The sequence below is a fragment of the Colwellia sp. BRX8-7 genome, assembly GCF_014077275.1.
Taxonomy (GTDB): domain Bacteria; phylum Pseudomonadota; class Gammaproteobacteria; order Enterobacterales; family Alteromonadaceae; genus Colwellia_A.
Genome location: NZ_JACGVP010000003.1, coordinates 259,032 through 285,587, shown reverse-complemented (window position 1 = coordinate 285,587; position 26,556 = coordinate 259,032). Strand labels below are relative to the sequence as shown.

General features: G+C 40.8%; 31 protein-coding genes and 1 tRNA gene. 1 reads left to right on the top strand and 31 read right to left on the bottom strand.

Features of this window, described 5'->3' with window-relative positions:
• From H4J57_RS04860 to H4J57_RS04800, 13 genes are all read right to left on the bottom strand, one after another.
• Window positions 1-203 (bottom strand): GTP-binding protein (locus H4J57_RS04860; protein ID WP_259364653.1); only part of this gene is annotated, 203 nt, incomplete at its 3' end.
• 78 nt (window positions 204-281) lie between these two features.
• A complete protein-coding gene (gene fusA / locus H4J57_RS04855; protein ID WP_070375044.1) occupies window positions 282-2,390 on the bottom strand; it encodes an elongation factor G in 2,109 nt (702 codons plus the stop codon).
• 223 nt (window positions 2,391-2,613) lie between these two features.
• Window positions 2,614-3,087: a 30S ribosomal protein S7 gene (gene rpsG, locus H4J57_RS04850; RefSeq protein WP_070375045.1), complete on the bottom strand. Its 474-nt coding sequence runs from the start codon at window positions 3,085-3,087 to the stop codon at window positions 2,614-2,616.
• Between the two features lie 116 nt (window positions 3,088-3,203).
• On the bottom strand, window positions 3,204-3,578 hold the full coding sequence (gene rpsL, locus H4J57_RS04845; RefSeq protein ID WP_011045492.1) for a 30S ribosomal protein S12: 375 nt from the start codon (window positions 3,576-3,578) through the stop codon (window positions 3,204-3,206).
• Between the two features lie 186 nt (window positions 3,579-3,764).
• Window positions 3,765-7,976, bottom strand: a complete 4,212-nt coding sequence (gene rpoC / locus H4J57_RS04840) for a DNA-directed RNA polymerase subunit beta' (RefSeq protein ID WP_070375046.1) — start codon at window positions 7,974-7,976, stop codon at window positions 3,765-3,767.
• A gap of 101 nt (window positions 7,977-8,077) precedes the next feature.
• Window positions 8,078-12,106, bottom strand: a complete 4,029-nt coding sequence (gene rpoB / locus H4J57_RS04835) for a DNA-directed RNA polymerase subunit beta (RefSeq protein ID WP_070375047.1) — start codon at window positions 12,104-12,106, stop codon at window positions 8,078-8,080.
• A 259-nt stretch (window positions 12,107-12,365) separates the two neighbouring features.
• Window positions 12,366-12,725: a 50S ribosomal protein L7/L12 gene (rplL, locus tag H4J57_RS04830; protein WP_070375048.1), complete on the bottom strand. Its 360-nt coding sequence runs from the start codon at window positions 12,723-12,725 to the stop codon at window positions 12,366-12,368.
• A gap of 114 nt (window positions 12,726-12,839) precedes the next feature.
• Window positions 12,840-13,334: a 50S ribosomal protein L10 gene (gene rplJ / locus H4J57_RS04825; RefSeq protein WP_182217228.1), complete on the bottom strand. Its 495-nt coding sequence runs from the start codon at window positions 13,332-13,334 to the stop codon at window positions 12,840-12,842.
• 299 nt (window positions 13,335-13,633) lie between these two features.
• Window positions 13,634-14,338 (bottom strand): 50S ribosomal protein L1, encoded by a 705-nt coding sequence (rplA, locus tag H4J57_RS04820; protein WP_070375050.1) that lies wholly within the window; start codon window positions 14,336-14,338, stop codon window positions 13,634-13,636.
• 3 nt (window positions 14,339-14,341) lie between these two features.
• Window positions 14,342-14,770, bottom strand: coding sequence for a 50S ribosomal protein L11 (gene rplK, locus H4J57_RS04815; RefSeq protein ID WP_070375051.1), 429 nt, complete (start codon window positions 14,768-14,770; stop codon window positions 14,342-14,344).
• A gap of 267 nt (window positions 14,771-15,037) precedes the next feature.
• Complete coding sequence (gene nusG / locus H4J57_RS04810) at window positions 15,038-15,634, bottom strand: transcription termination/antitermination protein NusG (protein ID WP_197517671.1); 597 nt, start codon at window positions 15,632-15,634, stop codon at window positions 15,038-15,040.
• Window positions 15,635-15,636: 2 nt separating this feature from the next.
• On the bottom strand, window positions 15,637-16,017 hold the full coding sequence (gene secE / locus H4J57_RS04805; protein WP_070375052.1) for a preprotein translocase subunit SecE: 381 nt from the start codon (window positions 16,015-16,017) through the stop codon (window positions 15,637-15,639).
• A gap of 87 nt (window positions 16,018-16,104) precedes the next feature.
• Window positions 16,105-16,181, bottom strand: a tRNA-Trp gene (locus H4J57_RS04800).
• A gap of 251 nt (window positions 16,182-16,432) precedes the next feature.
• Here H4J57_RS04800 and H4J57_RS04795 point away from each other — a divergent pair.
• Entirely contained in the window at window positions 16,433-16,837 is a 405-nt protein-coding gene (locus H4J57_RS04795; RefSeq protein ID WP_182221535.1) for an OsmC family protein, read from the top strand.
• Between the two features lie 39 nt (window positions 16,838-16,876).
• Here the strand turns inward: H4J57_RS04795 and H4J57_RS04790 are convergent, their stop codons facing one another.
• The 18 genes from H4J57_RS04790 to rplN all read right to left on the bottom strand — a co-directional run bounded on the left by H4J57_RS04790 (window position 16,877) and on the right by rplN (window position 26,471).
• The gene (locus H4J57_RS04790) at window positions 16,877-17,776 is read right to left on the bottom strand and encodes a phosphoribulokinase (protein WP_070375054.1); all 900 of its coding nucleotides are present in this window, start codon (window positions 17,774-17,776) and stop codon (window positions 16,877-16,879) included.
• Window positions 17,777-17,926: 150 nt separating this feature from the next.
• Window positions 17,927-18,331: a 50S ribosomal protein L17 gene (gene rplQ / locus H4J57_RS04785; protein ID WP_070375055.1), complete on the bottom strand. Its 405-nt coding sequence runs from the start codon at window positions 18,329-18,331 to the stop codon at window positions 17,927-17,929.
• A 42-nt stretch (window positions 18,332-18,373) separates the two neighbouring features.
• Window positions 18,374-19,363, bottom strand: a complete 990-nt coding sequence (locus H4J57_RS04780; protein ID WP_070375056.1) for a DNA-directed RNA polymerase subunit alpha — start codon at window positions 19,361-19,363, stop codon at window positions 18,374-18,376.
• Window positions 19,364-19,387: 24 nt separating this feature from the next.
• On the bottom strand, window positions 19,388-20,008 hold the full coding sequence (rpsD, locus tag H4J57_RS04775) for a 30S ribosomal protein S4 (protein ID WP_070375057.1): 621 nt from the start codon (window positions 20,006-20,008) through the stop codon (window positions 19,388-19,390).
• 33 nt (window positions 20,009-20,041) lie between these two features.
• Window positions 20,042-20,431, bottom strand: a complete 390-nt coding sequence (gene rpsK / locus H4J57_RS04770) for a 30S ribosomal protein S11 (protein ID WP_070375058.1) — start codon at window positions 20,429-20,431, stop codon at window positions 20,042-20,044.
• Window positions 20,432-20,444: 13 nt separating this feature from the next.
• Entirely contained in the window at window positions 20,445-20,801 is a 357-nt protein-coding gene (gene rpsM / locus H4J57_RS04765; protein ID WP_070375059.1) for a 30S ribosomal protein S13, read from the bottom strand.
• Between the two features lie 158 nt (window positions 20,802-20,959).
• Window positions 20,960-21,073 carry a 50S ribosomal protein L36 gene (rpmJ, locus tag H4J57_RS04760; protein ID WP_083277954.1) on the bottom strand — a complete coding sequence of 38 codons (114 nt, stop codon included), beginning with the start codon at window positions 21,071-21,073 and terminating at the stop codon, window positions 20,960-20,962.
• Window positions 21,074-21,111: 38 nt separating this feature from the next.
• The gene (gene secY / locus H4J57_RS04755) at window positions 21,112-22,440 is read right to left on the bottom strand and encodes a preprotein translocase subunit SecY (protein ID WP_070375060.1); all 1,329 of its coding nucleotides are present in this window, start codon (window positions 22,438-22,440) and stop codon (window positions 21,112-21,114) included.
• 6 nt (window positions 22,441-22,446) lie between these two features.
• Entirely contained in the window at window positions 22,447-22,881 is a 435-nt protein-coding gene (gene rplO, locus H4J57_RS04750) for a 50S ribosomal protein L15 (protein ID WP_070375061.1), read from the bottom strand.
• Between the two features lie 2 nt (window positions 22,882-22,883).
• Window positions 22,884-23,063 carry a 50S ribosomal protein L30 gene (gene rpmD, locus H4J57_RS04745; RefSeq protein WP_070375062.1) on the bottom strand — a complete coding sequence of 60 codons (180 nt, stop codon included), beginning with the start codon at window positions 23,061-23,063 and terminating at the stop codon, window positions 22,884-22,886.
• A gap of 6 nt (window positions 23,064-23,069) precedes the next feature.
• A complete protein-coding gene (rpsE, locus tag H4J57_RS04740; RefSeq protein ID WP_070375063.1) occupies window positions 23,070-23,579 on the bottom strand; it encodes a 30S ribosomal protein S5 in 510 nt (169 codons plus the stop codon).
• Between the two features lie 9 nt (window positions 23,580-23,588).
• Window positions 23,589-23,942 (bottom strand): 50S ribosomal protein L18, encoded by a 354-nt coding sequence (gene rplR / locus H4J57_RS04735; protein WP_070375064.1) that lies wholly within the window; start codon window positions 23,940-23,942, stop codon window positions 23,589-23,591.
• A 9-nt stretch (window positions 23,943-23,951) separates the two neighbouring features.
• Window positions 23,952-24,485, bottom strand: a complete 534-nt coding sequence (gene rplF, locus H4J57_RS04730) for a 50S ribosomal protein L6 (protein WP_070375065.1) — start codon at window positions 24,483-24,485, stop codon at window positions 23,952-23,954.
• Window positions 24,486-24,495: 10 nt separating this feature from the next.
• Complete coding sequence (gene rpsH / locus H4J57_RS04725) at window positions 24,496-24,885, bottom strand: 30S ribosomal protein S8 (RefSeq protein ID WP_146799770.1); 390 nt, start codon at window positions 24,883-24,885, stop codon at window positions 24,496-24,498.
• Window positions 24,886-24,904: 19 nt separating this feature from the next.
• On the bottom strand, window positions 24,905-25,210 hold the full coding sequence (gene rpsN / locus H4J57_RS04720; RefSeq protein ID WP_070375066.1) for a 30S ribosomal protein S14: 306 nt from the start codon (window positions 25,208-25,210) through the stop codon (window positions 24,905-24,907).
• Window positions 25,211-25,214: 4 nt separating this feature from the next.
• A complete protein-coding gene (rplE, locus tag H4J57_RS04715) occupies window positions 25,215-25,760 on the bottom strand; it encodes a 50S ribosomal protein L5 (protein ID WP_070375067.1) in 546 nt (181 codons plus the stop codon).
• 15 nt (window positions 25,761-25,775) lie between these two features.
• Window positions 25,776-26,090, bottom strand: coding sequence for a 50S ribosomal protein L24 (gene rplX, locus H4J57_RS04710; RefSeq protein WP_070375068.1), 315 nt, complete (start codon window positions 26,088-26,090; stop codon window positions 25,776-25,778).
• Between the two features lie 12 nt (window positions 26,091-26,102).
• On the bottom strand, window positions 26,103-26,471 hold the full coding sequence (rplN, locus tag H4J57_RS04705; RefSeq protein ID WP_070375069.1) for a 50S ribosomal protein L14: 369 nt from the start codon (window positions 26,469-26,471) through the stop codon (window positions 26,103-26,105).
• Between the last annotated feature and the right edge of the window lie 85 nt (window positions 26,472-26,556).

Below are 26,556 nucleotides of genomic sequence, written 5' to 3'. Positions count from 1 at the left end.
ATGTGAGAAGTATTGATTGTAATACCACGCTCACGCTCTTCAGGAGCATTATCGATTTGTGCGAAATCTTTAACTTCACCACCGTGTACTTTAGTTAATACTGCAGAGATAGCAGCTGTTAAAGTTGTTTTACCGTGATCGACGTGACCGATAGTACCAACGTTAACATGCGGTTTTAAACGTTCAAATTTTGCTTTAGCCATTTTTCAATTACCTTAAAGTTTATTAAAAGCGCAGCCAAGATGACCGAGCTAGACTTTCACTAACTATAAGTGAGTGTCTTACGAGATTCCAAGAGATTCTGTTATTGCCGCAACTACATTCTTAGGAGCTTCACTGTATTGTAAAAATTCCATCGAATAAGAGGCGCGGCCCTGTGTTGCACTGCGTAATGCAGTAGCATAACCAAACATTTCAGACAGTGGTACTATTGCATTCACTATCTTAGAGCCAGCAGGACCTTCGTCCATGCCATCGATCATACCGCGACGACGATTTAAATCGCCAACGACATCACCCATGTTTTCTTCTGGCGTAGTTACTTCTACTTTCATCATAGGTTCTAGAAGTGTCGGCGTAGCTTTTAACGCCCCTTCTCTAAAGCCCATTGAAGCAGCAACTTTAAACGCCATTTCATTAGAGTCAACGTCATGAAAAGAACCGTCATAAAGTGTTACTTTAACATCAAGCATTGGATAACCGGCTAATACACCGCTATCCATTTGCTCAAAACAGCCTTTTTCAATGGCAGGTATATATTCTTTAGGAACAGTACCGCCAACAATTTCGTTAACAAATTCGAAACCACCACCTTCTGGTAAGGGTTCCATTTTCAACCAAACGTGACCAAATTGGCCTTTACCACCTGATTGTCGAATAAATTTACCTTCTACTTCAACCGTAGAACGAATAGTTTCACGATAAGCAACTTGTGGCTTACCGACATTACATTCGACGCCAAACTCACGTTTCATGCGCTCGACAATAATGTCTAAGTGTAGCTCACCCATACCGGAAATGATCGTTTGACCCGTTTCATCATCAGTAGCGACCTTAAACGAAGGATCTTCAGCTGATAATTTACTTAAGGCTAGGGCTAACTTGTCTTGAGAAGCAATGGTTTTTGGCTCAACGGCTATTGAAATTACCGGATCAGGGAATTCCATTTTCTCAAGTGTTATTACGTGATTGGCATCACACAGTGTTTCACCCGTAGTAACATCTTTTAAACCGATGGCTGCTGCAATATCACCAGCACGAACTTCTTTAATTTCTTGACGGTCATTAGCATGCATTTGCACTAGACGACCGAGACGTTCTTTCTTGCCTTTAATCGGATTAAAGACACTATCGCCTGTTTTTACTACTCCGGAATAGACGCGGAAGAAGGTTAACGTACCGACAAAAGGGTCAGTGGCAATTTTAAAGGCTAACGCGGAAAATGGTGCACTATCATCTGCGGCACGCGTTGCAGGTGTTTCATTTTTGTCATCACTAATACCCGTAATAGCAGCAACTTCCGTTGGTGAGGGTAAATAATCAATAACCGCATCTAAAACAGCTTGTACGCCTTTGTTTTTAAAAGCAGAGCCACAAGTACAAAGAATGATTTCATTATTAAGGGTACGTTGTCGAAGTGCTGACTTGATTTCGTCTTCTGTCAAATCGCCATCTTCAAGGTATTTATCCATTAGCTCGTCTGACACTTCAGCCGCTTCCGATATCATATTCTCACGCCATTCATCGGCAAGGTCTTGCATATCGGTAGGTATTGCTGAATAAGTAAAAGTCATCCCGTGATCGTCTTCACTCCAGTTGATCACTTTCATTTTAACAAGGTCTATAACACCTTTAAAATCTTCTTCTGAACCAATAGGTAACTGAATAGGAACTGCATTTGCTTTTAGACGTGCTTTTAGCTGACCAACAACAGAAAGAAAGTCTGCGCCAGTGCGGTCCATTTTGTTAACAAAAACAATGCGTGGAACGGCATACTTTTCCATTTGACGCCAAACAGTTTCTGTTTGCGGTTGAACACCTGAAGAGGCACATAAAACTAATACAGCACCATCGAGGACACGCAAAGAGCGTTCAACTTCAATGGTAAAATCAACGTGACCAGGAGTATCGATAATATTAATACGGTGGTCAACAAATTGACCGTCCATGCCTTTCCAGAAACAAGTTGTCGCGGCTGAGGTAATGGTAATACCACGCTCTTGCTCTTGTTCCATCCAGTCCATGGTTGCAGCGCCATCGTGCACTTCACCAATTCTGTGAGAAAGACCCGTGTAAAACAAAACACGTTCTGTGGTTGTCGTTTTGCCAGCATCTACGTGCGCACAGATACCAATGTTACGGTAGCGCTCAATAGGGGTGATACGTGCCAAAATGAAATCCTCTAATTCTTAGTCACTAATAATTAGTACTATTAAATAAATATTCGCGTAAGCGGTGAGTATTTGTTTAATACTACTGTTTAATACTTTTTGAACTGCGCAAAGCATCAGTCCGTAAAAGTTAGTATGGCTAGCAAGAGAAACTCTTGCTAGCCATGTATTTACCCTAAGCATACGCAAAGGGTAAATCATACATCCATTCAAAACTGCTAGCTTACCAGCGGTAGTGAGCGAACGCTTTGTTAGCATCAGCCATACGGTGAACGTCTTCACGTTTCTTAACCGCTGAACCTTTGCTGTCAGACGCATCTAACATTTCGTTAGCTAGGCGCTGAGCCATTGATTTTTCACCACGTTTACGAGCTGCTTCAACTAACCAACGCATGGCTAGAGCATTACGACGAACTGGACGAACTTCAACTGGTACTTGATAAGTAGAACCACCAACACGACGAGATTTAACTTCGACAGATGGGCGGATATTATCTAAAGCAGTTTCGAAAAGCTCTAAGTGAGTTTTCTCGCTGTTTTTTTCAGTTAAAATGTCTAATGCACCGTAAACAATTTTTTCTGCAGTAGATTTTTTACCATCAACCATAAGGATGTTGATGAATTTTGCTAAAAGTTCATTATGGAACTTAGGATCTGGCAATATTTTACGTTGCCCTACGACGCGTCTTCTTGGCATCTTAATTCTCCGTAGTATTCAGGATTAATCCAAAATATATAAATTTAAAAATTTCTTATTTGGCCTTACTTAACGTTTTTTTCTCTTCCTATCTATAAGGAGTTAGAGAGGAAAACTTAAGATTTAGGTCGTTTAGCACCGTATTTAGAACGGCCTTGTCTTCTGTCGCTTACACCTGAACAATCAAGCGCGCCACGAACGGTGTGATAACGCACACCCGGTAAATCTTTTACACGGCCACCGCGTATTAAAATAACGCTATGCTCTTGTAAATTATGTCCTTCACCACCGATGTATGAAGTTACTTCGAAGCCGTTAGTTAAACGAACACGAGCAACTTTACGAAGTGCTGAGTTAGGTTTTTTCGGTGTAGTTGTATACACACGAGTACATACGCCACGACGTTGTGGACAAGCTTGTAACGCTGGAACGTTACTTTTAGTTACTTGTCTTACACGTGGTTTACGTACTAATTGGTTAATAGTTGCCATTAAATAGCTCCCGATTAGTTAAACTTGTGTAAATTCCAATCAATGAGAAATTTACACCCTTATAAACGTGAAAATCCGCGACCTTAAATGCTATACATAAACAGTACAGGATATAGGGTCGCGGAATTCTATAGGTCAAGCTATGGCCTGTCAAGTAGCACAGGCCATTAACGCTATATTTTTTACTTAATCACTAGCATTTAGTGCGTCAGTTAATGCTTGTGCTGCATCGTCAGCTGAAACAGCGACTTCTTCAACAGCAGGCATTTTTGCTTGTAGTTTACGTTTAGCACGTTCCTGATGGTACGAATAACCTGTACCCGCTGGGATCAAACGACCAACGATAACGTTTTCTTTCAAGCCACGTAACTTATCTTTCTTACCTGCAACAGCAGCTTCAGTAAGTACACGTGTTGTTTCTTGGAAAGATGCCGCTGAAATAAACGATTCAGTTGCTAATGATGCTTTAGTAATACCCATCATTTGCATTTCGTATTCAGCAGGTTGCTTACCAGCAGATTCAAGCTCGCGGTTTGAAATATTAACACGCGCTACTTCTACTTGTTCGCCTTTCAAGAAATCACTATCACCCGCGTCTAAGATTTCACACTTGCGAATCATTTGACGGACGATAACTTCGATGTGCTTGTCGTTAATTTTTACACCTTGTAAACGATATACTTCTTGTACTTCGTTAACAATGTAATTAGCAACAGGTGCAACACCACGTAAACGCAAGATATCATGCGGAGACTCAGGACCATCGGCAATAACTTCACCTTTGATTACTGGCTCACCCTCATAGATATTCAAAAGACGCGTTTTAGGGATCATCTCTTCGTATACTTCACCGCTAGGTTGAGTGATTAATAAGCGCACTTTACCTTTGGTTTCTTTACCGAAAGCAACAACACCTGTTTTCTCAGCAAGAATTGCAGGAAGTTTAGGCTTACGTGCTTCAAATAAATCAGCAACACGTGGAAGACCACCGGTTATATCACGAGTTTTAGAACTTGCTTGTGGTATACGAGCAAGTGCATCACCAATGTTTACATCCGCGCCATCTTCTAGGTTAACAATTGCATTACCCGGTAAGTAGTAAAGTGCTGGGATTTCAGTCCCGGCAATCATAACTTCTTCACCGTTAGCATCAACAAGTTTCAATGCTGGGCGCATTTCTTTACCCGTTGCATTACGTTGACCTGCGTCAGTAACAATAATACTTGAAAGACCAGTCAGATCATCAGTTTGACGAACCATAGTCACGCCATCAGAAAGATCAACGAACTGAACTTTACCTGCTACTTCCGTAATAATAGGGTGAGTATGCGGGTCCCAGTTAGCGATGATTTCACCGGCAACAATTGAACCACCATCTTTCTTAGAAAGCACAGTACCGTAAGGCACTTTATAACGTTCTTTCTCACGACCTAGCTCATCAATTACCGTCATTTCAGATGAACGTGAGGTAATAACAAGATGATCTTCAGAGTTAGTTACAAACTTAGCATTTTGAAGTTTCAAAGTACCTGTGTTTTTAACTTGTACGTTGTTTTCAGCAGAAGCACGCGATGCGGCACCACCGATGTGGAACGTACGCATGGTAAGCTGTGTACCAGGTTCACCGATTGATTGTGCTGCAACAACACCAATAGCTTCACCTTGGTTGATCATATGGCCACGAGCCAAATCACGACCGTAACAATGAGCACAAATACCAAAATCGGTTTTACAGGTAATAATTGAACGTACTTTCATTTGATCAATTGAGTTTTCTTCAATGAAATCACATAAAGCTTCGTCAATTAGCGTGTTACGAGGTAATAAAACTTCGTCAGTACCCGGCTTGATAACATCTTCAGCAACAACACGACCAAGAACACGTTCTCTTAATGGTTCAACAACATCGCCACCTTCGATTAGTGGTGTCATTTGTAGACCGTCGAAAGTACCACAATCATGTTCAGTCACAACCAAATCTTGTGCAACATCAACTAAACGACGAGTTAAGTAACCCGAGTTAGCTGTTTTAAGTGCAGTATCGGCAAGACCTTTACGCGCACCGTGAGTTGAGATGAAGTATTCAGATACGTTCAAACCTTCACGGAAGTTAGCTTTGATTGGCGTTTCGATGATAGAACCATCTGGTTTAGCCATCAAGCCACGCATACCCGCTAACTGACGGATCTGAGCAGCACTACCACGAGCACCCGAGTCAGCCATCATGTAGATAGAGTTAAATGAATCTTGTTCTTCTGGCACGCCGTCACGGTTAATAACAGTTTCTTTTGATAAATTGTCCATCATCGCTTTAGAGATTTTCTCGTTGGCAGATGACCAAATATCAATAACTTTGTTATATTTTTCGCCCTGAGTAACTAAACCTTGCTCGAATTGAGTTTGGATTTCAGCAACTTCTTCTTCCGACTCTTCGATAATAGTGTATTTAGCCGCAGGAATAACCATATCATCAATACCAACAGAACAACCCGCGATCATCGCGTAATGGAAACCTGTGTACATGATTTGGTCAGCAAAAATAACCGTTTCTTTCAAACCTAAGTTACGGTAAGCGTGGTTAATTAATTTCGAAATTGGTTTTTTGCCAAGCGGTTGATCGATTAAATCGTAAGGCATACCTTTTGGACAAACCTGCCACATAATGGCTCGACCTACCGTGGTATCACGTAAAGTCGTTTTAGGAACAGTAAAGTTACCTTCTTCGTCTTTAAAGTATTCTGTGATACGAATTTTTACACGGGCGTGAAGTTCTGCAACACCTGTGCGGTAAGCTTTTTCAGCTTCTTTAGTGTCAGCAAAAACCATGCCTTCACCTAAACCATTAACACGGTCACGTGTTAAGTAGTACAAGCCTAAAACAACATCTTGTGATGGTACAATAATCGGCTCACCGTTTGCTGGTGATAACACGTTATTGGTAGACATCATTAAGGTACGAGCTTCCATTTGCGCTTCGATAGTTAACGGTACGTGTACCGCCATTTGGTCACCATCGAAATCGGCGTTGTATGCCGCACAAACTAGAGGATGCAAGTGAATTGCTTTACCTTCAATTAGAACAGGTTCAAACGCTTGGATACCTAGTCTGTGAAGTGTTGGTGCACGGTTAAGCATAACTGGATGTTCACGAATAACTTCGTCAAGTACATCCCAAACTTCAGCGCCTTCACGTTCAACTAATTTTTTAGCCGCTTTAATCGTAGTCGCTAAACCACGAGCTTCTAATTTACCGTAAATAAATGGTTTGAATAATTCAAGTGCCATTTTTTTCGGTAAACCACACTGGTGTAAACGCAGTGTAGGACCAACAGTAATTACAGAACGACCAGAGTAATCAACACGTTTACCCAATAGATTCTGACGGAAACGACCTTGCTTACCTTTAATCATATCGGCAAGAGATTTAAGAGGACGTTTGTTAGAACCGGTAATTGCGCGACCACGACGACCGTTATCAAGAAGTGCATCAACAGATTCTTGTAACATACGTTTTTCGTTACGTACGATAATATCTGGAGCAACTAAGTCAAGAAGACGTTTTAAACGGTTGTTACGGTTAATAACACGACGGTATAAATCGTTCAAATCAGACGTAGCAAAACGGCCACCATCCAAAGGTACTAACGGACGTAAATCCGGCGGTAAAATGGGTAGTACGTTCATAATCATCCACTCAGGCTTATTACCTGAAGCGGCGAATGCTTCCATTAATTTTAAACGCTTAGTGACTTTTTTACGCTTAGTTTCACTACCAATTTCAGGAAGCTCTTCACGCATTTGCGCTACTTCGCCTTCTAAATCGATTTGTTGTAGTAAAGCTAAAACAGCTTCAGCACCCATTAATGCGTCAAATTCATCACCATGCTCTTCTAAAGCATCAAGATATTCTTCTTCAGTTAGAATTTGGCTTTTTTCTAATGTTGTCATACCAGGTTCAGTAACAACATAAGATTCAAAATAAAGAACACGTTCGATATCACGAAGTGTCATATCAAGTAATAAACCAATACGCGAAGGTAATGATTTTAAGAACCAGATATGTGCAACTGGGCTTGCTAATTCGATATGACCCATACGGTCACGACGAACTTTTGTTAATGTAACTTCAACGCCACATTTTTCACAAATAACACCACGATGCTTTAAACGCTTGTATTTGCCACAAAGACATTCGTAATCTTTTACTGGACCAAAAATACGCGCACAAAATAGACCGTCACGTTCTGGTTTGAACGTACGGTAGTTAATCGTTTCAGGTTTTTTTACTTCACCAAATGACCAAGAACGAATCTGATCTGGTGAGGCTAGTCCGATACGTATACCATCGAACTCTTCTGTTTGATTTTGTTGCTTAAGAAACTTAAGTAAATCTTTCACACTTCTTCTCCTGTCGGAGTTAAACCTTAAAGAGAAAGCAGTTGCCTGCTTTCTCCGTGTACTGACTCATCAATTTGATAGTCAGCATGCAGCTTTGGAAGCTAGTCCTGATCTAATTCGATGTTAATACCTAACGAACGAATTTCTTTCAACAATACGTTGAATGATTCAGGAATGCCTGGCTCCATTCTGTGATCACCGTCTACTAAGTTTTTATACATCTTAGTACGACCGTTAACATCATCAGATTTAACCGTTAACATTTCTTGTAGCGTATAAGCAGCACCGTATGCTTCTAGTGCCCATACTTCCATCTCACCGAAACGTTGACCACCAAATTGCGCTTTACCGCCAAGAGGTTGTTGCGTTACTAATGAGTAAGAGCCAGTAGAACGTGCATGCATTTTGTCATCAACTAAATGGTTAAGTTTTAACATATACATATAGCCAACCGTTACAGGACGTTCAAATTCACGACCAGTACGACCGTCAGTTAAGATAAACTGACCGCTTTCAGGCATATCTGCAAGTCTAAACATCTCTTTGATTTCTTTCTCTGCTGCACCATCAAATGCTGGAGTAGCAATAGGAAGACCGGCACGCAAGTTATTAGCTAAACGCATCACTTCATCATCAGAGAAGCTCGCGATGTCAACAACTTGACGAGATTCACCAACATTGTAAACTTCTTGAATGAAGTTACGTAGTTTATGAATTTCTTGTTGCGCTTCCAACATACGGTTGATTTTTTCGCCAATACCACGACACGCCATACCTAGATGAGTCTCTAAGATCTGACCAATGTTCATTCGTGATGGTACACCTAACGGGTTAAGTACCACATCAACAGGAACACCATATTGATCGTAAGGCATATCTTCTACTGGAACGACGTTTGAAATAACACCTTTGTTACCATGACGACCGGCCATTTTATCACCCGGTTGGATGTGGCGTTTTATCGCTAAGTAAACTTTGATAATTTTAAGAACACCTGGAGCTAAATCAGCACCTTGTGTGATCTTACGACGTTTAATTTCAAACTTCTTATCGAAATCAGCTTTAATATTGTCGTATTGCTCAGCAATTTGTTCAAGCTCAGATTGTTGACCTTCGTCAGACAAGTTTTGAACTAACCAATTTGCACGAGACATACTATTAATGTCTGATTCGTTTAAGCCAGCAGATAAAAGAAGGTTTTTAGCACGAGCATAAATACCATCTTCTAAGATGCTAAATTCATCGCCTAAATCTTTCTTAACTTCTTTAAGTTGTAATTCTTCAATTTCAACAGCGCGCTTATCTTTTTCTACACCGTCACGGGTGAAGATTTGAACGTCGATGATAGTACCTTTAACTGAATTAGGTACACGTAAAGAGCTGTCTTTAACGTCAGCTGCTTTTTCACCGAAAATAGCACGTAATAGTTTTTCTTCTGGTGTTAATTGTGTTTCACCTTTAGGAGTAACTTTACCCACTAAGATGTCGCCACCATTAACTTCAGCACCGATGTAAACAACACCCGCTTCATCTAATTTAGATAGAGCTGATTCACCAACATTAGGAATATCAGAAGTAATTTCTTCACTACCTAATTTAGTGTCTCGTGCTATACAGGTTAATTCTTGAATATGAACAGTAGTGAAACGATCTTCTGTAGCAACACGTTCAGATAACAACATTGAATCTTCGAAGTTGTAACCATTCCAAGGCATAAACGCTATACGCATGTTTTGACCTAGGGCTAATTCACCCATGTCCGTTGAAGGACCATCAGCTAAAACATCACCACGTGTAACAGGTTCACCCATACGACACTGTGGACGTTGGTTGATACATGTATTTTGGTTAGAACGCGTATATTTAGTTAAGTTATAAATATCAATACCGGCTTCACCAGCATGCATTTCGTCTTCATTAACTTTAACAACAATACGAGAAGCGTCAACATAGCTGACTACACCACCACGTTTTGCAACAGCAGTTACACCTGAATCAACAGCTACAACTTTTTCCATACCTGTACCAACTAACGGCTTATCAACGATAAGAGTTGGTACGGCTTGACGTTGCATGTTTGAACCCATCAGGGCTCTGTTAGCATCATCGTGCTCAAGGAACGGAATTAAACTTGCTGCAACTGAAATAATCTGTTGTGGCGAAACATCCATGTATTGGACTTGTTCTGCCGAGATTAATGTAAATTCGTTTTTGTGACGACATTGTACTAAGCCGTCTACTAACTTACCTTCACTATCAACCGGAGCTGTAGTTTGGGCAATAACAAAGTTACCTTCTTCAATTGCTGATAAATAATCGATATCATCAGTGACTAAGCCATCAACTACTTTACGATATGGAGTTTCTAAGAAACCGTAATCGTTAGTACGTGCATAACACGACAGTGAGTTAATCAAACCAATGTTTGGACCTTCCGGCGTTTCGATAGGACATACACGACCATAATGGGTCGGATGTACATCTCGAACTTCAAAACCAGCACGTTCACGCGTCAAACCACCTGGGCCTAATGCGGAGATACGACGTTTATGCGTCACTTCTGATAACGGGTTGTTTTGATCCATAAACTGTGACAATTGTGAAGAACCGAAAAATTCTTTCACAGCCGCAGAGATAGGCTTAGCGTTGATTAGGTCTTGTGGCATGATAGCATCTAAGTCACCAAGACTTAAACGTTCACGTACAGCACGTTCAACACGTACTAGACCAACACGGAATTGGTTTTCTGCCATTTCGCCAACAGAGCGAATACGACGGTTACCTAAGTGATCGATATCATCAGTCTCGCCTTTACCGTCACGAATGGCGATTAAGGTTCTCATTACTGAAATAATGTCATCGTTAGATAAAATGCCACTTCCAACATCGTCTGAATTGCCAACACGACGGTTGAACTTCATTCGACCAACGGTTGATAAATCATAGCGTTCTGGAGCAAAAAACAAGTTAGTAAATAACGTTTCTGCTGCATCTTTCGTTGGTGGCTCGCCTGGGCGCATCATGCGGTATATTTCAACTAAAGCTTCTAGCTTGTTTGAAGTACCATCAACACGAATAGTGTCAGACATGTATGAACCAACATCGAATTCATTCATATATAAGGTAGAAAGAACTTTATGACCAGCTTGGCTTAGCTCTGCTAATAACTCTAATGTTATTTCAGCATTGGCTTCAGCAATAACTTCACCAGTAGACTCATCGATGTAAGCTTTAGATAAAACTTTACCTACGATGTACTCAGCTGGGACTTCTAGCTTTTCAAGATTTTCTTTCGACAATGAACGAATATGACGTGCAGTAATGCGACGACCTTGTTCTACTAATACATCACCATTTTTCAAACAAATGTCAAACGTTGCCGTTTCACCGCGTAAGCGCTCAGGGATTAAATCCATGATCAACTTATCGCCTTTGATTGAAAAGTCAGTGGTGTCATAGAACATGTCTAGAATTTCTTCAGTAGAATACTCTAAGGCACGTAAAATGATTGACGCCGGTAATTTACGACGACGGTCAATACGTACAAATAAATTATCTTTAGGATCAAACTCAAAATCTAACCAAGAACCACGGTAAGGAATAACGCGTGCGTTATATAATACTTTACCAGATGAGTGTGTTTTACCTTTATCATGATCGAAAAACACACCTGGAGAACGATGTAATTGCGAAACAATAACACGCTCAGTACCATTAATAACAAACGTACCGTTGTCTGTCATTAATGGGATTTCACCCATGTATACTTCTTGTTCTTTGATATCTTTAACTGTGCCTGCTGGCGCTTCTTTATCGTAAACTACTAAACGTAATTTAACGCGAAGCGGCGCAGAATAGGTTACACCGCGGATTTGACATTCTTTGACATCAAATAACGGTTCGCCAAGTCTGTAGCTCACATATTGTAACTCTGAGCTACCAGAGTAAGCTTTAATTGGGAAAATAGAATGAAACGCAGCCTCTAGGCCTGTTTCACCTGTTGGATCAATATCAATAAACTTACGGAAAGATTCGAGTTGGATTGATAACAAGAATGGATAATCCATTACTTGTATGCTTTTACCAAAGTCCTTGCGAATACGTTTCTTTTCGGAGTAAGAGTAAACCATGGGGTTCCTCAGCTTGCTGGTTATGGCCGATCTGCCTTTAAAATACCAATTGGACTAGACAACTTCAGTATAGCTTCATACTTTGTGTTAGCTAATCCAATTGGTATCAGACAGGATATTGCAATGATACTTAATACATTTAGTACCAATTATGCACTTTTTGGTTTAAAAAAAACCACTTTCTTTAGCGCAAAAAGGCCGGTGACTTTAAAGTCACCAGCCATTGCCTTTTCAGGCAAATAATCTGTTTAAAAACAGATTATTTGATCTCAACAGAAGCGCCAGCTTCTTCAAGAAGAGTCTTAAGAGCTTCAGCTTCAGCTTTGTCAACGCCTTCTTTAACAACGCCAAGAGCTTCAACTAAGTCTTTAGCTTCTTTAAGGCCTAAACCTGTAGCGCCACGAACTGCTTTGATTACTGCAACTTTCTTCTCACCGAAGCTAGTCATAACAACGTTGAATTCGCTTTGCTCTTCAACAGCTTCAGCTGGTCCAGCAGCGGCAACAGCAGCTGATGCAGATACGCCAAATTTTTCTTCCATTGCTTCGATTAAAGCAACAACGTCCATTACTGACATGTCAGCAACTGCGTTTAGGATATCGTCTTTAGAAATAGACATTTTAAATTTCCTGTTTTTTAATAAACAGCCTTTGGCTGTTTGAAATAACTATAAATACAAAAAGTGCGAATTGTGCTCTGCCTATGTTTAAGTAATAGCAGAGGTAAACAATTATTAAGCGGCTTCTTGTTCTTTCTGATCGCGTACTGCAGCAATCGTGCGGACTAATTTGCCTGCAGATGCTTCTTTCATTGCGCTCATTAAACGTGCAATCGCTTCGTCGTAAGTAGGTAGCTTAGCTAACACATTTACGTCTACTGAATTACCTTCAAATGCAGCTGCTTTTAAATCAAAGGCTTCGTTAGATTTAGCGAAGGCTGTGAATAAACGTGCAGCGGCACCTGGGTGATCAGATGAAAAAGCAATTAATGAAGGTCCTTTGAATACGTCAGAAACACATTCAAATTGAGTACCTTTTACTGCACGACGTGCTAATGTGTTACGGACAACTTTCATCCATACACCACTTTCACGTGCTTGCTTACGCAATGCAGTAATTGCTTCCACTCCAACACCACGGGCATCCGCGATTACAACTGAGTGAGCGCCACTAGCAGCTTCTTGAACTTCAGCAACAATTGCCTTTTTGTCATCAAGATTGATAGCCATTGGCTTTAACTCCTGGTTCACCGGTTAAATAAACCGGTATTTACTATCCCTAGTTTATATTCTTTCAAAGAAAGTAAACTAGGCCGTTACGGCGAGGACCAGAATTAGGAAATACTGGGTAATCACCATCTACGTAGGAAAAATTAAGTCTATTAAAGTAAATAATTACCTCATAAACTCCTACGGTCTTTGACGGGGTTGTTTAAACTTCTAAAAGAATAAAACAACACCTACCAAAATTTTTAAGGGCGAAATTATAGTCTATAATTTAACCCTTGTAAAGTGCAAAAAATGTGACTTTACTTAGAAACTGCTGTCAAACTAGCTTGGTTTACCGATACACCGGCGCCCATAGTAGTTGAGATAGAAAGTTTCTTAATGTACTGACCTTTAGCATTTGCTGGTTTAGCTTTCTTTAAAGCTTCCAATAAAAACTCTAGGTTTTCTTGTAATTTAGCATCGTCGAAATCAGCCTTACCAATAGTAGTATGGATGATACCGTTTTTATCATTGCGGTAACGGATCTGGCCCGATTTTGCATTGTTAATAGCGGTTACAACGTCTGGTGTTACAGTACCAACTTTAGGGTTAGGCATTAAACCACGTGGGCCTAAAATCTGACCAAGTTGACCAACAACACGCATAGCATCTGGAGAAGCGATTACAACATCAAAGTTCATCTCGCCTTTTTTAACTAATTCAGCTAAATCTTCCATACCTACGATGTCAGCACCAGCTTCTTTCGCTTTCTCAGCATTTGCGCCCTGTGTAAATACAGCAACACGAACATCACGGCCAGTACCATTTGGTAATACAGCTGCGCCACGTACGTTTTGGTCTGATTTACGAGCATCGATGCCAAGATTTACAGCAACATCTACACTTTCACGGAAGTTTGCAGTAGCAAGTTCTTTTAATAAAGAAATGGCTTCAGCAATATCATAATCTTTTAATACGTCTACTTTTTCACGGATTAGACGAGCGCGTTTCGTTAATTTAGTCATTGATTAGTCCTCTACCACTAAACCCATTGAACGAGCAGAACCCGCAATGGTACGCACTGCAGCTTCCATAGAACCAGCAGTTAAGTCAGCTTCTTTTGTCTTAACAATTTCTTCAAGTTGAGCTGTAGTAACAGTACCCACTTTGTCAGTGTTAGGACGGCCAGAACCGCTTTTGATGCCAGCTGCTTTTTTCAATAAGTAAGAAGCAGGTGGTGTTTTTGTTTCAAATGTAAAAGAACGATCGCTGTATACAGTAATAACTACTGGTACTGGAGCGCCTTTTTCTAAAGATTCTGTTTTTGCGTTGAACGCCTTACAAAATTCCATGATATTCACACCGTGTTGACCTAAAGCAGGACCAACTGGCGGTGACGGGTTTGCTGCACCAGCAGCAACTTGTAGCTTGATTAGAGCTTGGACTTTCTTAGCCATTTTTCAATACCTTTAGTTTGGGTGTTAACGCTAAAATTTAAATCAGCTCCCCGTTGTTCGATTATCCTTACTTTTTCCTAAACGACGAAGTCACTTAAAAAAAATAGGCAGCGGATTATATATTAAAAAAGCCCTTTTACACAAGACTTTAATGAAATTCTTATTTATATGACTTCTGGGGTAGTTCAACGGATTATATTGATATAACAAAAAAGGCTAGAGATTCACATCTCTAGCCTTTTCGAATTATTATTTATTACTGAGTGGTTAGCCTTTTTCGACTTGTCCGAACTCTAAATCTACTGGGGTTGAACGACCAAAGATTAATACCGATACTTTAATACGGTTTTTATCGTAATCTAATTCTTCAACAACACCGTTAAAGTCAGCAAATGGGCCATCAATAACACGAACCACTTCGCCGGGCTCAAACAATGTTTTAGGACGAGGCTTGTCGGTATCTTCTAGTCTTTGTAAAATACGGTCAGCTTCTTTTTGTGAAATAGGTGCTGGGCGATCACTGGTACCACCGATAAAACCTAAAACTCGTGGCACACTTTTAACTAAATGCCAGGCTTCAACATCCATTTCCATTTGTACTAATACATAGCCAGGGAAAAACTTACGTGAACTCTTACGCTTTTGACCAGCACGCATTTCAACGACTTCTTCGGTAGGCACAAGAATTTGACCAAACTTTTCATGCAATCCTTGAATTTCGATATGCTCAACCAATGTTTTTTGCACGCGTCCTTCATAGCCAGAAAAAGCTTGTACAACATACCAACGTAATTTCGGGTTTGTGTTAATTGCTTTTTCTTCGTTTTGTTCATTCTCTTCAGGAGATAAAATTTCTTCAGTCATGATTACACCTTCAAACCTGTAATAAAGCCAACTACCCAAAATAGCGTAGAATCAAGTCCCCACATCACTAAAGACATAATAAAAGTAGCGAACAATACGATACCTGTAGTTTGTATCGCTTCTTGGCGTGTTGGCCAAACAACTTTACGAATTTCAGTACGTGATTCTTTCGCAAATGCAACGGCGTTGTGACCTTTAACAGTTTGCATGGCGATTACACCAGCAATAACGATACCGACAACGGCACCTATCGCACGGTATAAAACGGATTCATCACCGTAAAAATAATTGGCGAAAACGACTCCGGCTAAAAGCAGGATAACGATCATCCATTTTAGCGAATCAAGAGATCCGTTTGGCTGGCTTTCTGTACTTGCATTCATAATATTGACCTGTAAATATTTGCCTATGGCATGTTAACTTCATCACTGAAGTTACTTCAAAAGTATTAAAAAATACTTTATAAAATATGGCAGGGGTAGAGAGATTCGAACTCCCAACCGTCGGTTTTGGAGACCGCTGTTCTACCAATTGGAACTATACCCCTAGTTTACTTTCCATCTAAGATGAAGAGTTACACTTTTCTGGTGAATCTTAGTTTGTTTGGGAATTTAAAGAGACTCAAGAAGTGAGGCGCCATTATACTAATGATATTACTTTTCTCAAGTGATATTTTCTTTTGTCTGCTGTTTGTTGGCTTGAAGGTTCTTTTTCTGATTATCTAGGTGAAGCACTAGTAAATTTCAGCCGATGCACGTTAATATATTACCCATTAATAAGTAGATATAAGGTCTAACAATGAAAGCAAGTGTAAAATGGATGGGTGAAGAATTATTTATGGGTACTTCGCAAAGTGGTCATACGATTGTTTTGGACGCTAACGCCGGTGCATCTGCCCCTAGCCCGCTAGAGAATGTATTGATTTCATTGGGGGCTTGTTCCTCAGTAGATGTTGTCAGTATTCTTGATAAATCTAGGCAAAACGTCAGTGGTTGTAAAGTGGATATTGAAGCTAAGCGTGTAGACTCAGTGCCGAAACTGTTTTCTGATATTCATCTGCACTTTGTGATAACAGGTCAGGAAGTTTCAGCAAAACACGTCGAGCGCGCCGTTAAGCTTTCTGCTGACAAATACTGCTCAGTGGCATTAATGTTAAATAAAACTGTAAAAATCACCCATGACTTTGAAATAGTCGAAGAGTAAATGCACGATGTGCTGTAATTTACGTTACAGCACAATTTACTACAAATCAGTCATCCAATCTAATTGCTTATTGGCGCGGTGCTTTTTCTCCATTAAATCTCTGATCAATGGTGTTAACAGTAATTCCATGGCAAGCCCCATTTTCCCACCCGGCACAACTAAGGTATTGATACGTGACATAAAGGCACCGTCAATCATCGATAAATAGTAAGGAAAGTCAACCCCGGTAGCTTCGCGAAAGCGTATTACCACAAAACTCTCATCAAGGCTTGGTATCGCTTTAGCACTAAAAGGGTTCGAGGTATCTACTGTCGGAACGCGCTGGAAGTTGATATGTGTCTTTGAAAACTGTGGTGTTATGTAAGAGATATAGTCTTCCATACTACGCACTATACTTGCTGTTACCGCTTCTCGGCTATGTCCACGTTGATTAGTATCGCGTATTATTTTCTGTATCCACTCTAAGTTAACTATCGGTACCATACCAATTAACAAGTCGACATGTTTTGCTACGTCATTTTTTTCAGTGACCACGCCGCCATGTAACCCTTCATAGAAGAGTAAGTCAGTGCCATCACCGAGTTTTTCCCAGGGTGTAAACGTACCCGGCATTTGGTTGTAGGGAACGGCTTCATCAAAAGTGTGAAGGTATCGACGCATCTGGCCTTTACCCGTTTCAGAATAAGTGCTGAAAAGTTTTTCTAAGGCGTCGAAATCGTTAGCTTCATCACCAAAATAACTAATGTTTCTTCTGTCTTCTCTCGCCTTACGCTTTTCGAGGTCCATTTCTTGTCGAGAGTACCGATGAAAACTATCTCCTTCAACCGTAGCTGGAGTGATACCCAATGAACGAAATATATGTGCAAACGACTCTATCGTTGTCGATGTACCTGCTCCTGATGATCCGGTTACAGCAATGATAGGATTACGTGATGACATAATTGATTCTCTTAAGAGTGGGGGTAAATGTTATACGGAGAATTTGAAGGTTGGTCAAGTTTACACTAGGGTTGATTATCATTATTTTTAAAAACAAAAACGGAGCCGAAGCTCCGTTTTTAATTTTAAAGCAAATTTAGCTAGGCTAAATTAAGCTTCTGCTGACTCTTCAACTTCTTCTGCAACAACATCTGATGCAGGACGGTCTACTAATTCAACATAAGCCATAGGCGCTTTATCACCAGTACGGAAACCACATTTTAAAATGCGAGTATATCCACCTGGACGTTCTTGGTAACGTGCACCAAGTTCGTTAAATAAAATACCTACTACTTCTTTATCTTGTGTACGAGCAAACGCTAAACGGCGATTTGCAACACTGTCGGTCTTGGCCAATGTAATCAGTGGCTCTACAACGCGACGTAGTTCTTTAGCTTTAGCTACAGTCGTTTTAATAACGCCGTGCTTAACTAGTGAACTTGCCATATTACGGAACATCGCTTGACGATGACTGCTATTACGGTTTAACTGGCGACCGCTTTGACGATGGCGCATAAGTTAATCCTTCTCTCAAACTATTAAAAAACGATAAACGAATTAGTCGTTATCAGCGATGCTTTCAGGCGGCCAATTTTCAAGGCGCATACCTAAAGATAAACCACGAGACGCTAAAACGTCTTTGATTTCTGTTAAAGACTTCTTACCTAAATTAGGTGTTTTAAGAAGCTCAACTTCTGCACGCTGTACTAAATCGCCAATGTATTGAATTGCTTCTGCTTTTAAGCAGTTTGCTGAACGAACTGTTAATTCAAGATCATCAACTGGACGAAGCAAAATAGGGTCAAATAAAGGTTTCTCTTCTTTTGGCTCTACTTCTTTAATATCACGCAATTCTACAAACGCATCTAGCTGTTCAGCTAAAATTGTTGAAGCACGACGAATAGCTTCTTCTGGATCCAATGTACCATTGGTTTCCATATCAAGTACAAGTTTGTCTAAATCAGTACGCTGTTCTACTCGGGCAGAGTCAACATCGTAGGCAATTCTTACAACTGGACTGAACGAAGCATCAACTAACAAACGTCCGATTGCACGATCTTCATCCTCGGCATCGCGTCTAACTGAAGCAGGAACATAACCACGTCCCATTTCAATTTTGATGCGCATGCTGATAGAACCTTCACCTGTTAAATTACAGATTACATGATTAGGATTTGCGATTGTTACATCTCCGTCATGCTGGATATCAGCTGCCGTTACAGGGCCTTCACCGGATTTAGTTAAAGTAATAACAGCTTCGTTTTTACCTTCTAAACTTATAGCTAATCCCTTAAGGTTCAACAATATTTCGATGATGTCTTCTTGCACACCCTCTTTACTACTGTATTCGTGTAGAACGCCGTCAATCTCAACTTCAGTTACAGCACAACCTGGCATTGAAGATAGAAGAATGCGACGTAAAGCATTACCTAAAGTATGACCAAAACCACGCTCTAATGGCTCTAAAGTTACCTTAGCACGAGTCGCGCTAATGGTTTCAATACCAACCAATCGCGGTCTAAGGAATTCGGTTACAGAACCCTGCATATATTTCCTCTCTTAAGTGCTACTTTACTTAGAGTAAAGTTCAACAATTAACTGTTCATTAATTTCGGCAGACAAGTCAGAACGATCAGGAACACGTTTGAAAACGCCTTCAAGTTTCTTGTTATCTACTTCAACCCAGACTGGCTTCTCACGTTGCTCAGCTAATTCTAAAGCAGCGATGATACGCGCTTGAGTTTTAGATTTCTCACGAATAGAAACTGCATCTTCAGCTTTAACATTGAAAGATGGAATATTAACAACTACGCCGTTTACTACGATAGCTTTATGGCTAACTAGTTGACGAGCTTCAGCACGAGTGCTTGCATAGCCCATACGGTATACTACGTTATCAAGACGAATCTCTAAAAGTTGTAACAAGTTTTCACCTGTATTACCTTTCAAACGAGCCGCTTCTTTGTAGTAATTACGGAATTGCTTTTCTAGTACGCCATAAATACGACGAACTTTTTGTTTTTCACGAAGTTGAATACCGTAATCAGACAAACGACCGCGACGTGCGCCGTGCTGACCTGGTATTGTTTCGATTTTACATTTAGTGTCAATTGCTCTAACACCGCTTTTAAGGAACAAATCTGTTCCTTCGCGACGACTAAGCTTTAACTTAGGACCTAAATATCTAGCCATTTTCTTTCTCCAACTATCCTAAAAAAAGTACGATTAAACGCGACGTTTCTTAGGAGGACGACAACCATTATGAGGAATAGGCGTAACGTCAGTAATGTTGGTGATTTTAAAACCAGCAGCATTTAGGGCACGGATTGCAGACTCACGTCCTGGTCCAGGGCCTTTAACGAAAACTTCAATATTCTTCAAACCAAACTCTTTTGCAGCGGCGCCAGCGCGGTCTGCAGCTACCTGAGCAGCAAATGGGGTAGATTTACGTGAACCACGGAAACCTGAACCACCTGCAGTTGCCCAAGATAAAGCATTACCTTGACGATCTGTAAGAGTTACGATTGTGTTGTTGAAAGAGGCGTGGATATGAGCCATGCCATCAGCAACTTGTTTTTTAACGCGTTTACGCGTACGTACAGGTGTTTTAGCCATTGTCTAGTTCCTCTTACTTCTTAATTGGCTTACGAGGACCTTTACGGGTGCGCGCATTAGTTTTAGTGCGTTGACCACGTAATGGAAGACTGCGACGATGGCGTATGCCACGGTAACAACCTAAATCCATAAGACGTTTAATATTCATTGAAACTTCACGGCGTAAATCACCTTCTACGGTGTATTTATCCACTTCAGCACGTAGCAAATCTATTTTTGCTTCGTCTAATTCACTGATCTTCGTTGATTCTGCGATACCTGCTGCTGCACAAATTGCTTTTGCGCGAGTCGCTCCGATACCGAAAATCGCAGTAATGGCGATTACTGCATGCTTACGATCAGGGATGTTAATGCCAGCGATACGGGCCACTAACACATCTCCTATTTAAGGTTAAAATTATCAGGTTGGAAAGCCCGTTAGGATACCCAACCCGTCTTCTTTTCTGCAAATCGAAGCGGCATTATACAGAAATCTCTGCACAATGCTACTTCTAAAAGATATTGCTGTCAGCTTAGATGAATCTAAGCTTAACCTTGTCTTTGTTTGTGCTTTGGTTCTACACAAAGAATGCGTACTACGCCTTTGCGTTTAACCACTTTACAATTACGACAAATCTTTTTTACGGATGCACGTACTTTCATTTTATACTCCGTTTACCTATTGAGTTAAGTCTAACGACCTAACCTTTTAAGTTAGCTTTCTTAAGCACATTGTCATATTGATGAGACATCATATGCGTTTGTACTTGTGCCATAAAGTCCATAATAACCACTACAATAATTAGTAATGATGTACCACCGAAGTAGAACTGAACGTCCCATGCGATGATCATGAACTGAGGTACCAAACAGATAAAGGTAATATACAACGCACCCGCTAAGGTTAAGCGTGTCATCACTTTATCTATATATTTAGACGTTTGCTCACCAGGACGAATCCCAGGAATAAACGCACCTGATTTTTTTAGGTTATCTGCTGTTTCACGCGGATTGAAAACAAGAGCCGTGTAGAAGAAACAGAAAAATATTATCGCTGCGGCAAGTAACATAACGTACAACGGCTGACCTGGAGAAATAGCAATAGATACTTCTTGTAGAAAGTCAGCAACTGCACCTTCACCTTGTCCAAACCAACTCGCTAGAGTGCCGGGGAACAAGATAATACTTGATGCAAAGATAGGTGGTATAACACCAGCCATATTAACTTTAAGCGGTAAATGCGTGCTTTGCGCGGCGAAAACCTTACGGCCTTGCTGACGCTTAGCATAGTTAACAACAATACGTCGTTGACCACGTTCTACAAATACTACAAAAAAGGTTACAGCGAATACTATGACACACATCAGCAATAATACTAATAAGTGCAATTCACCTTGACGCGCCATCTCTGCTGTTTGTGCAACAGCTGAAGGCATGCCAGCAACAATACCTGCAAATATTAAGATAGATATACCGTTACCAATACCACGTTCAGTAATTTGTTCACCTAACCACATTAAAAACATGGTACCGGTTACTAAACTTACTACAGCGGCAAAGTAGAAACCAAAACCTGCGTCCATTACTAGACCCGGCATCATTCCTGGTAAACTTCTTGCAATTGCAATTGATTGTACTGTCGCTAGAACTAACGTGCCGTAGCGGGTGTATTGACTGATCTTACGACGTCCAGCTTCACCTTCTTTTTTCAGCTCTGCCATTGCGGGATGAACCACAGTAAGCAATTGCATGATAATTGAAGCTGAGATGTACGGCATAATACCAAGTGCCAATACAGAGGCTCGCTCAAGTGCACCACCAGAGAACATGTTAAACATTTCTACGATGGTGCCCTTTTGTTGTTCAAACAACTGAGCTAATACAGCGGCGTCAATACCAGGGATTGGCACAAATGATCCTAAACGGAACACAATTAGTGCGCCGAGAACAAACCATAATCTTTGCTTGAGCTCAGACATTCCGCCTGCGCCTTTACTACCTTTTGAAGGAGCCATTCCTGGTGTAGCCATGCTGTACTATTCCTCGATTTTTCCGCCAGCAGCTTCAATAGCTGCACGTGCGCCTTTAGTAACACCTAAACCACGAACCGTAATTGGACGGTTAATATCACCAGACAACATAATTTTTGCTGTTTTGATGTTACGTGTAATTAGGTTTGCATCTTTAAGAGCAAAGATATCGACAACATCACCTGTGATGTTGTTTAGTTCATGTAAACGTACTTCAGCGCGAACTAAAGATTTACGTGACGTGAAACCAAACTTAGGTAAACGTTGTTTCAATGGCATTTGACCACCTTCGAAACCTGGACGTACACTACCGCCAGAACGAGACTTCTGACCTTTGTGGCCACGTCCGCCTGTTTTACCAATGCCAGAACCAATACCACGCCCACAGCGCTTCTTAGCTTTCTTTGCACCTGGTGCAGGAGATAAAGTATTTAAATGCATAATTAATCCTCCACCTTAACCATATAAGATACTGTGTTAATCATACCGCGTACAGATGGAGTGTCTTCTAACTCTACTGTATGACGGATACGACGTAATCCAAGACCTCTTAATGTAGCTCTATGCTTCGGTAAACGACCGATAGAACTTTTCATTTGAGTTACTTTTACTGTTTTAGCCATGCTCAATTACCCCAGTATGTCTGCAACGGTTTTGCCACGCTTAGCTGCAACACCTGCCGGCGATTTCATATTCGCAAGAGCTGAAACAGTAGCACGAACTACGTTGATCGGGTTAGTAGAACCGTATGCTTTTGACAATACGTTCTGAACACCTGCAACTTCTAGTACTGCACGCATCGCGCCACCGGCGATGATACCTGTACCTTCAGAAGCTGGTTGCATGTAAACTTTAGAACCAGAATGCTTGCCAATAATGACATGCTGAAGAGTAGTACCCTTCAAATCTACGGTTACTATGTTACGGCGTGCTTTTTCCATTGCTTTCTGGATTGCAGCAGGCACTTCACGTGCTTTACCGTATCCAAAACCAACGCGTCCAGCACCATCACCAACTACTGTAAGTGCAGTGAAACTGAATATGCGACCACCTTTAACCACTTTTGAAACGCGGTTAACGGCAATTAGCTTTTCAGCCATATCACTTTGTTGTGAGTTTTCTTGATTATGATTAGCCATTATCAACTCCTAGAACTGCAGACCAGCTTCACGAGCTGCTTCTGCTAACGCTTTTACGCGACCATGATAACGGAAACCAGAGCGATCAAAAGCAATGCTAGTGATCCCTTTAGCTACTGCACGTTCAGCAATTGCTGTACCGACTGCAGTTGCTGCGGCAACGTTACCTGTTTTATCTAACTGAGCACTGATTTCTTTGTCTAAAGTAGACGCAGATGCGATAACTTCAGAACCCGTTGGAGCGATCAATTGCGCGTAAATATGGCGAGGAGTACGAAATACAACTAAACGATTCGCACCCAACTCGCTAATTTTTGCACGAGCGCGTTTAGCGCGGCGCAAACGAGATGTTTTCTTATCCATAGTATTATCCTACTTCTTCTTAGCTTCTTTACGGCGAACATGCTCGTCACTATAACGTATACCTTTACCTTTATAAGGCTCTGGCTTACGGTAAGAACGAATGTCTGCAGCAACTTGACCAACCAACTGTTTATCAGCACCTTTCAGTATGACTTCAGTTTGACTAGGAGTTTCAACAGTAATCCCATCAGGGATTGCGTGGTTAACTGGGTGTGATAAACCTAAAGATAAGTTTAAAGACTTACCATCAGCTTTTGCACGATAACCAACACCGTTTAATAACAATGTTTTTACATAACCTGTACTTACACCTTCAACCATATTCTGGATTAAAGCACGTGTAGTACCGGCTTGAGCCCAAGCGCCTTTAACATCGGCAACGATATTAGTAATGATGCTATTTTCTTCTTGAGAAATAACAACGTCACTATGGATCGTGCGAGATAATTCGCCCATTGGACCTTTAACTATAATGTCTTGACCTGATAACGTAACAGTAACGCCAGCAGGAACAACGACAGGTGCTTTTGCAACACGAGACATATATTTCTCCTTACGCTACGAAACCGATGATTTCACCGCCGATACCCGCAGAGCGAGCAGCGCGATCAGTCATCAGACCTTTAGAAGTAGATACGATCGCAATACCCATACCTGCAAGAACTTTAGGAAGTTCATCACAGCTTTTGTATATACGAAGACCAGGACGTGAAACACGCTTGATCGTTTCAATTACTTCTTTACCTTCAAAATATTTCAAAGTTACAGATAACTCAGGCTTAACTTCGCCTGATACTGAAAACTCTGATACATAACCTTCTTCTTTAAGCAAGTTTGCGATAGCAACTTTTACTTTAGAAGATGGCATTGTAACTGCAACTTTTGCTGCAGATTGACCGTTGCGAATGCGTGTAAACATATCCGCGATAGGATCAGTCATCATAACAATTTACTCCCGTGAATTACCAACTAGCTTTCTTAAGACCTGGAACTTCACCACGCATCATTGCTTCACGCAATTTGATTCGGCTTAAACCGAATTTACGTAAGAAACCATGAGGACGACCAGTAATGTTACAACGGTTACGTTGACGACTACTTGATGAATCACGAGGTAAACTTTGAAGTTTCAATACAGCATCCCAACGATCTTCTTCAGAAGAATTATCGTTAGAGATGATTGCTTTTAATGCACTACGCTTTTCAGCGTACTGTGCTACTAATTTGGTTCTTTTAGCTTCACGAGCTTTCATTGACGTTTTAGCCATAACTCTACACCTTGTTCTTAAACGGGAAGCTAAAGGCAGACAACAATGCGTGTCCTTCTTCATTATTCTTCGCGCTAGTAGTGATAGTAATATCCATCCCACGAATTTTATCGATTTTATCGTAATCGATTTCAGGGAAGATTATTTGCTCACGTACGCCCATGCTGTAGTTACCACGGCCATCGAATGACTTAGGGTTTAAGCCACGGAAATCGCGGATACGAGGAATAGAGATCGAAATTAAACGCTCTAAAAATTCCCACATACGTTCGCCACGTAGAGTTACTTTTGTACCAATAGGATAACCTTCACGAATCTTAAAGCCCGCAACAGATTTGCGTGCTACAGTCGTAACTGGTTTTTGACCTGAGATTGCAGTAAGATCATTTGTGGCATGGTCTAATACTTTTTTATCAGCAATAGCTTCACCAACACCCATGTTAAGGGTGATCTTTTCAATCCGAGGGACTTGCATGACACTTTTGTATTCGAACTTCTTCTGAAGGTCGTTTACAACAGTATCTTTGTAAAAATCATGCAGTTTCGCCATCGTTTACTCCAATAATTAAACTAGTTCGTTGTTAGATTTGAAGAAACGAACTTTTTTGCCGTCTTCAATTCTAAAGCCTACACGATCTGCTTTACCCGTTTTAGGGTTAACAATCGCTACGTTTGAAACTTGTAAAGAAGCTTCTTTTTCAATAATTCCACCAGGCTGCTGTAACTGAGGTACAGGCTTAGTGTGTTTCTTGATCAAGTTTATGCCTTCTACAAATACTTTGCCGTCATCAACAAGAACTTTAGTGACTTTACCAGTCTTACCCTTGTCTTTGCCAGCTAGTACAATAACTTCATCATCACGACGAATCTTAGATGCCATTATCGTGACTCCTTATAGTACTTCAGGTGCAAGTGAAACGATTTTCATGAACTTTTCATTACGAAGTTCACGCGTCACTGGACCGAAAATACGAGTACCAATTGGTTGTAAGTTAGCATTTAACATTACAGCCGCGTTTTCATCAAAACGGATGGTTGAACCATCTGAACGACGAACACCTTTCTTAGTGCGCACAACTACCGCAGTCAGAACATCACCTTTTTTAACTTTGCCGCGAGGATTTGATTCCTTCACTGCAATTTTAATGATATCACCGATACGCGCGTAGCGACGGTGCGAACCACCAAGAACCTTTATACACTGTACACGTCGAGCGCCGCTGTTATCAGCTACGTTCAGTTGTGATTGCATTTGGATCATTGAGTTTTACTCCGCTATTTATCTAAACAAACTTAGATATAATTTAAGGCCAGAAATTTGACCCGTCACTGCCTTCTACTGCCCC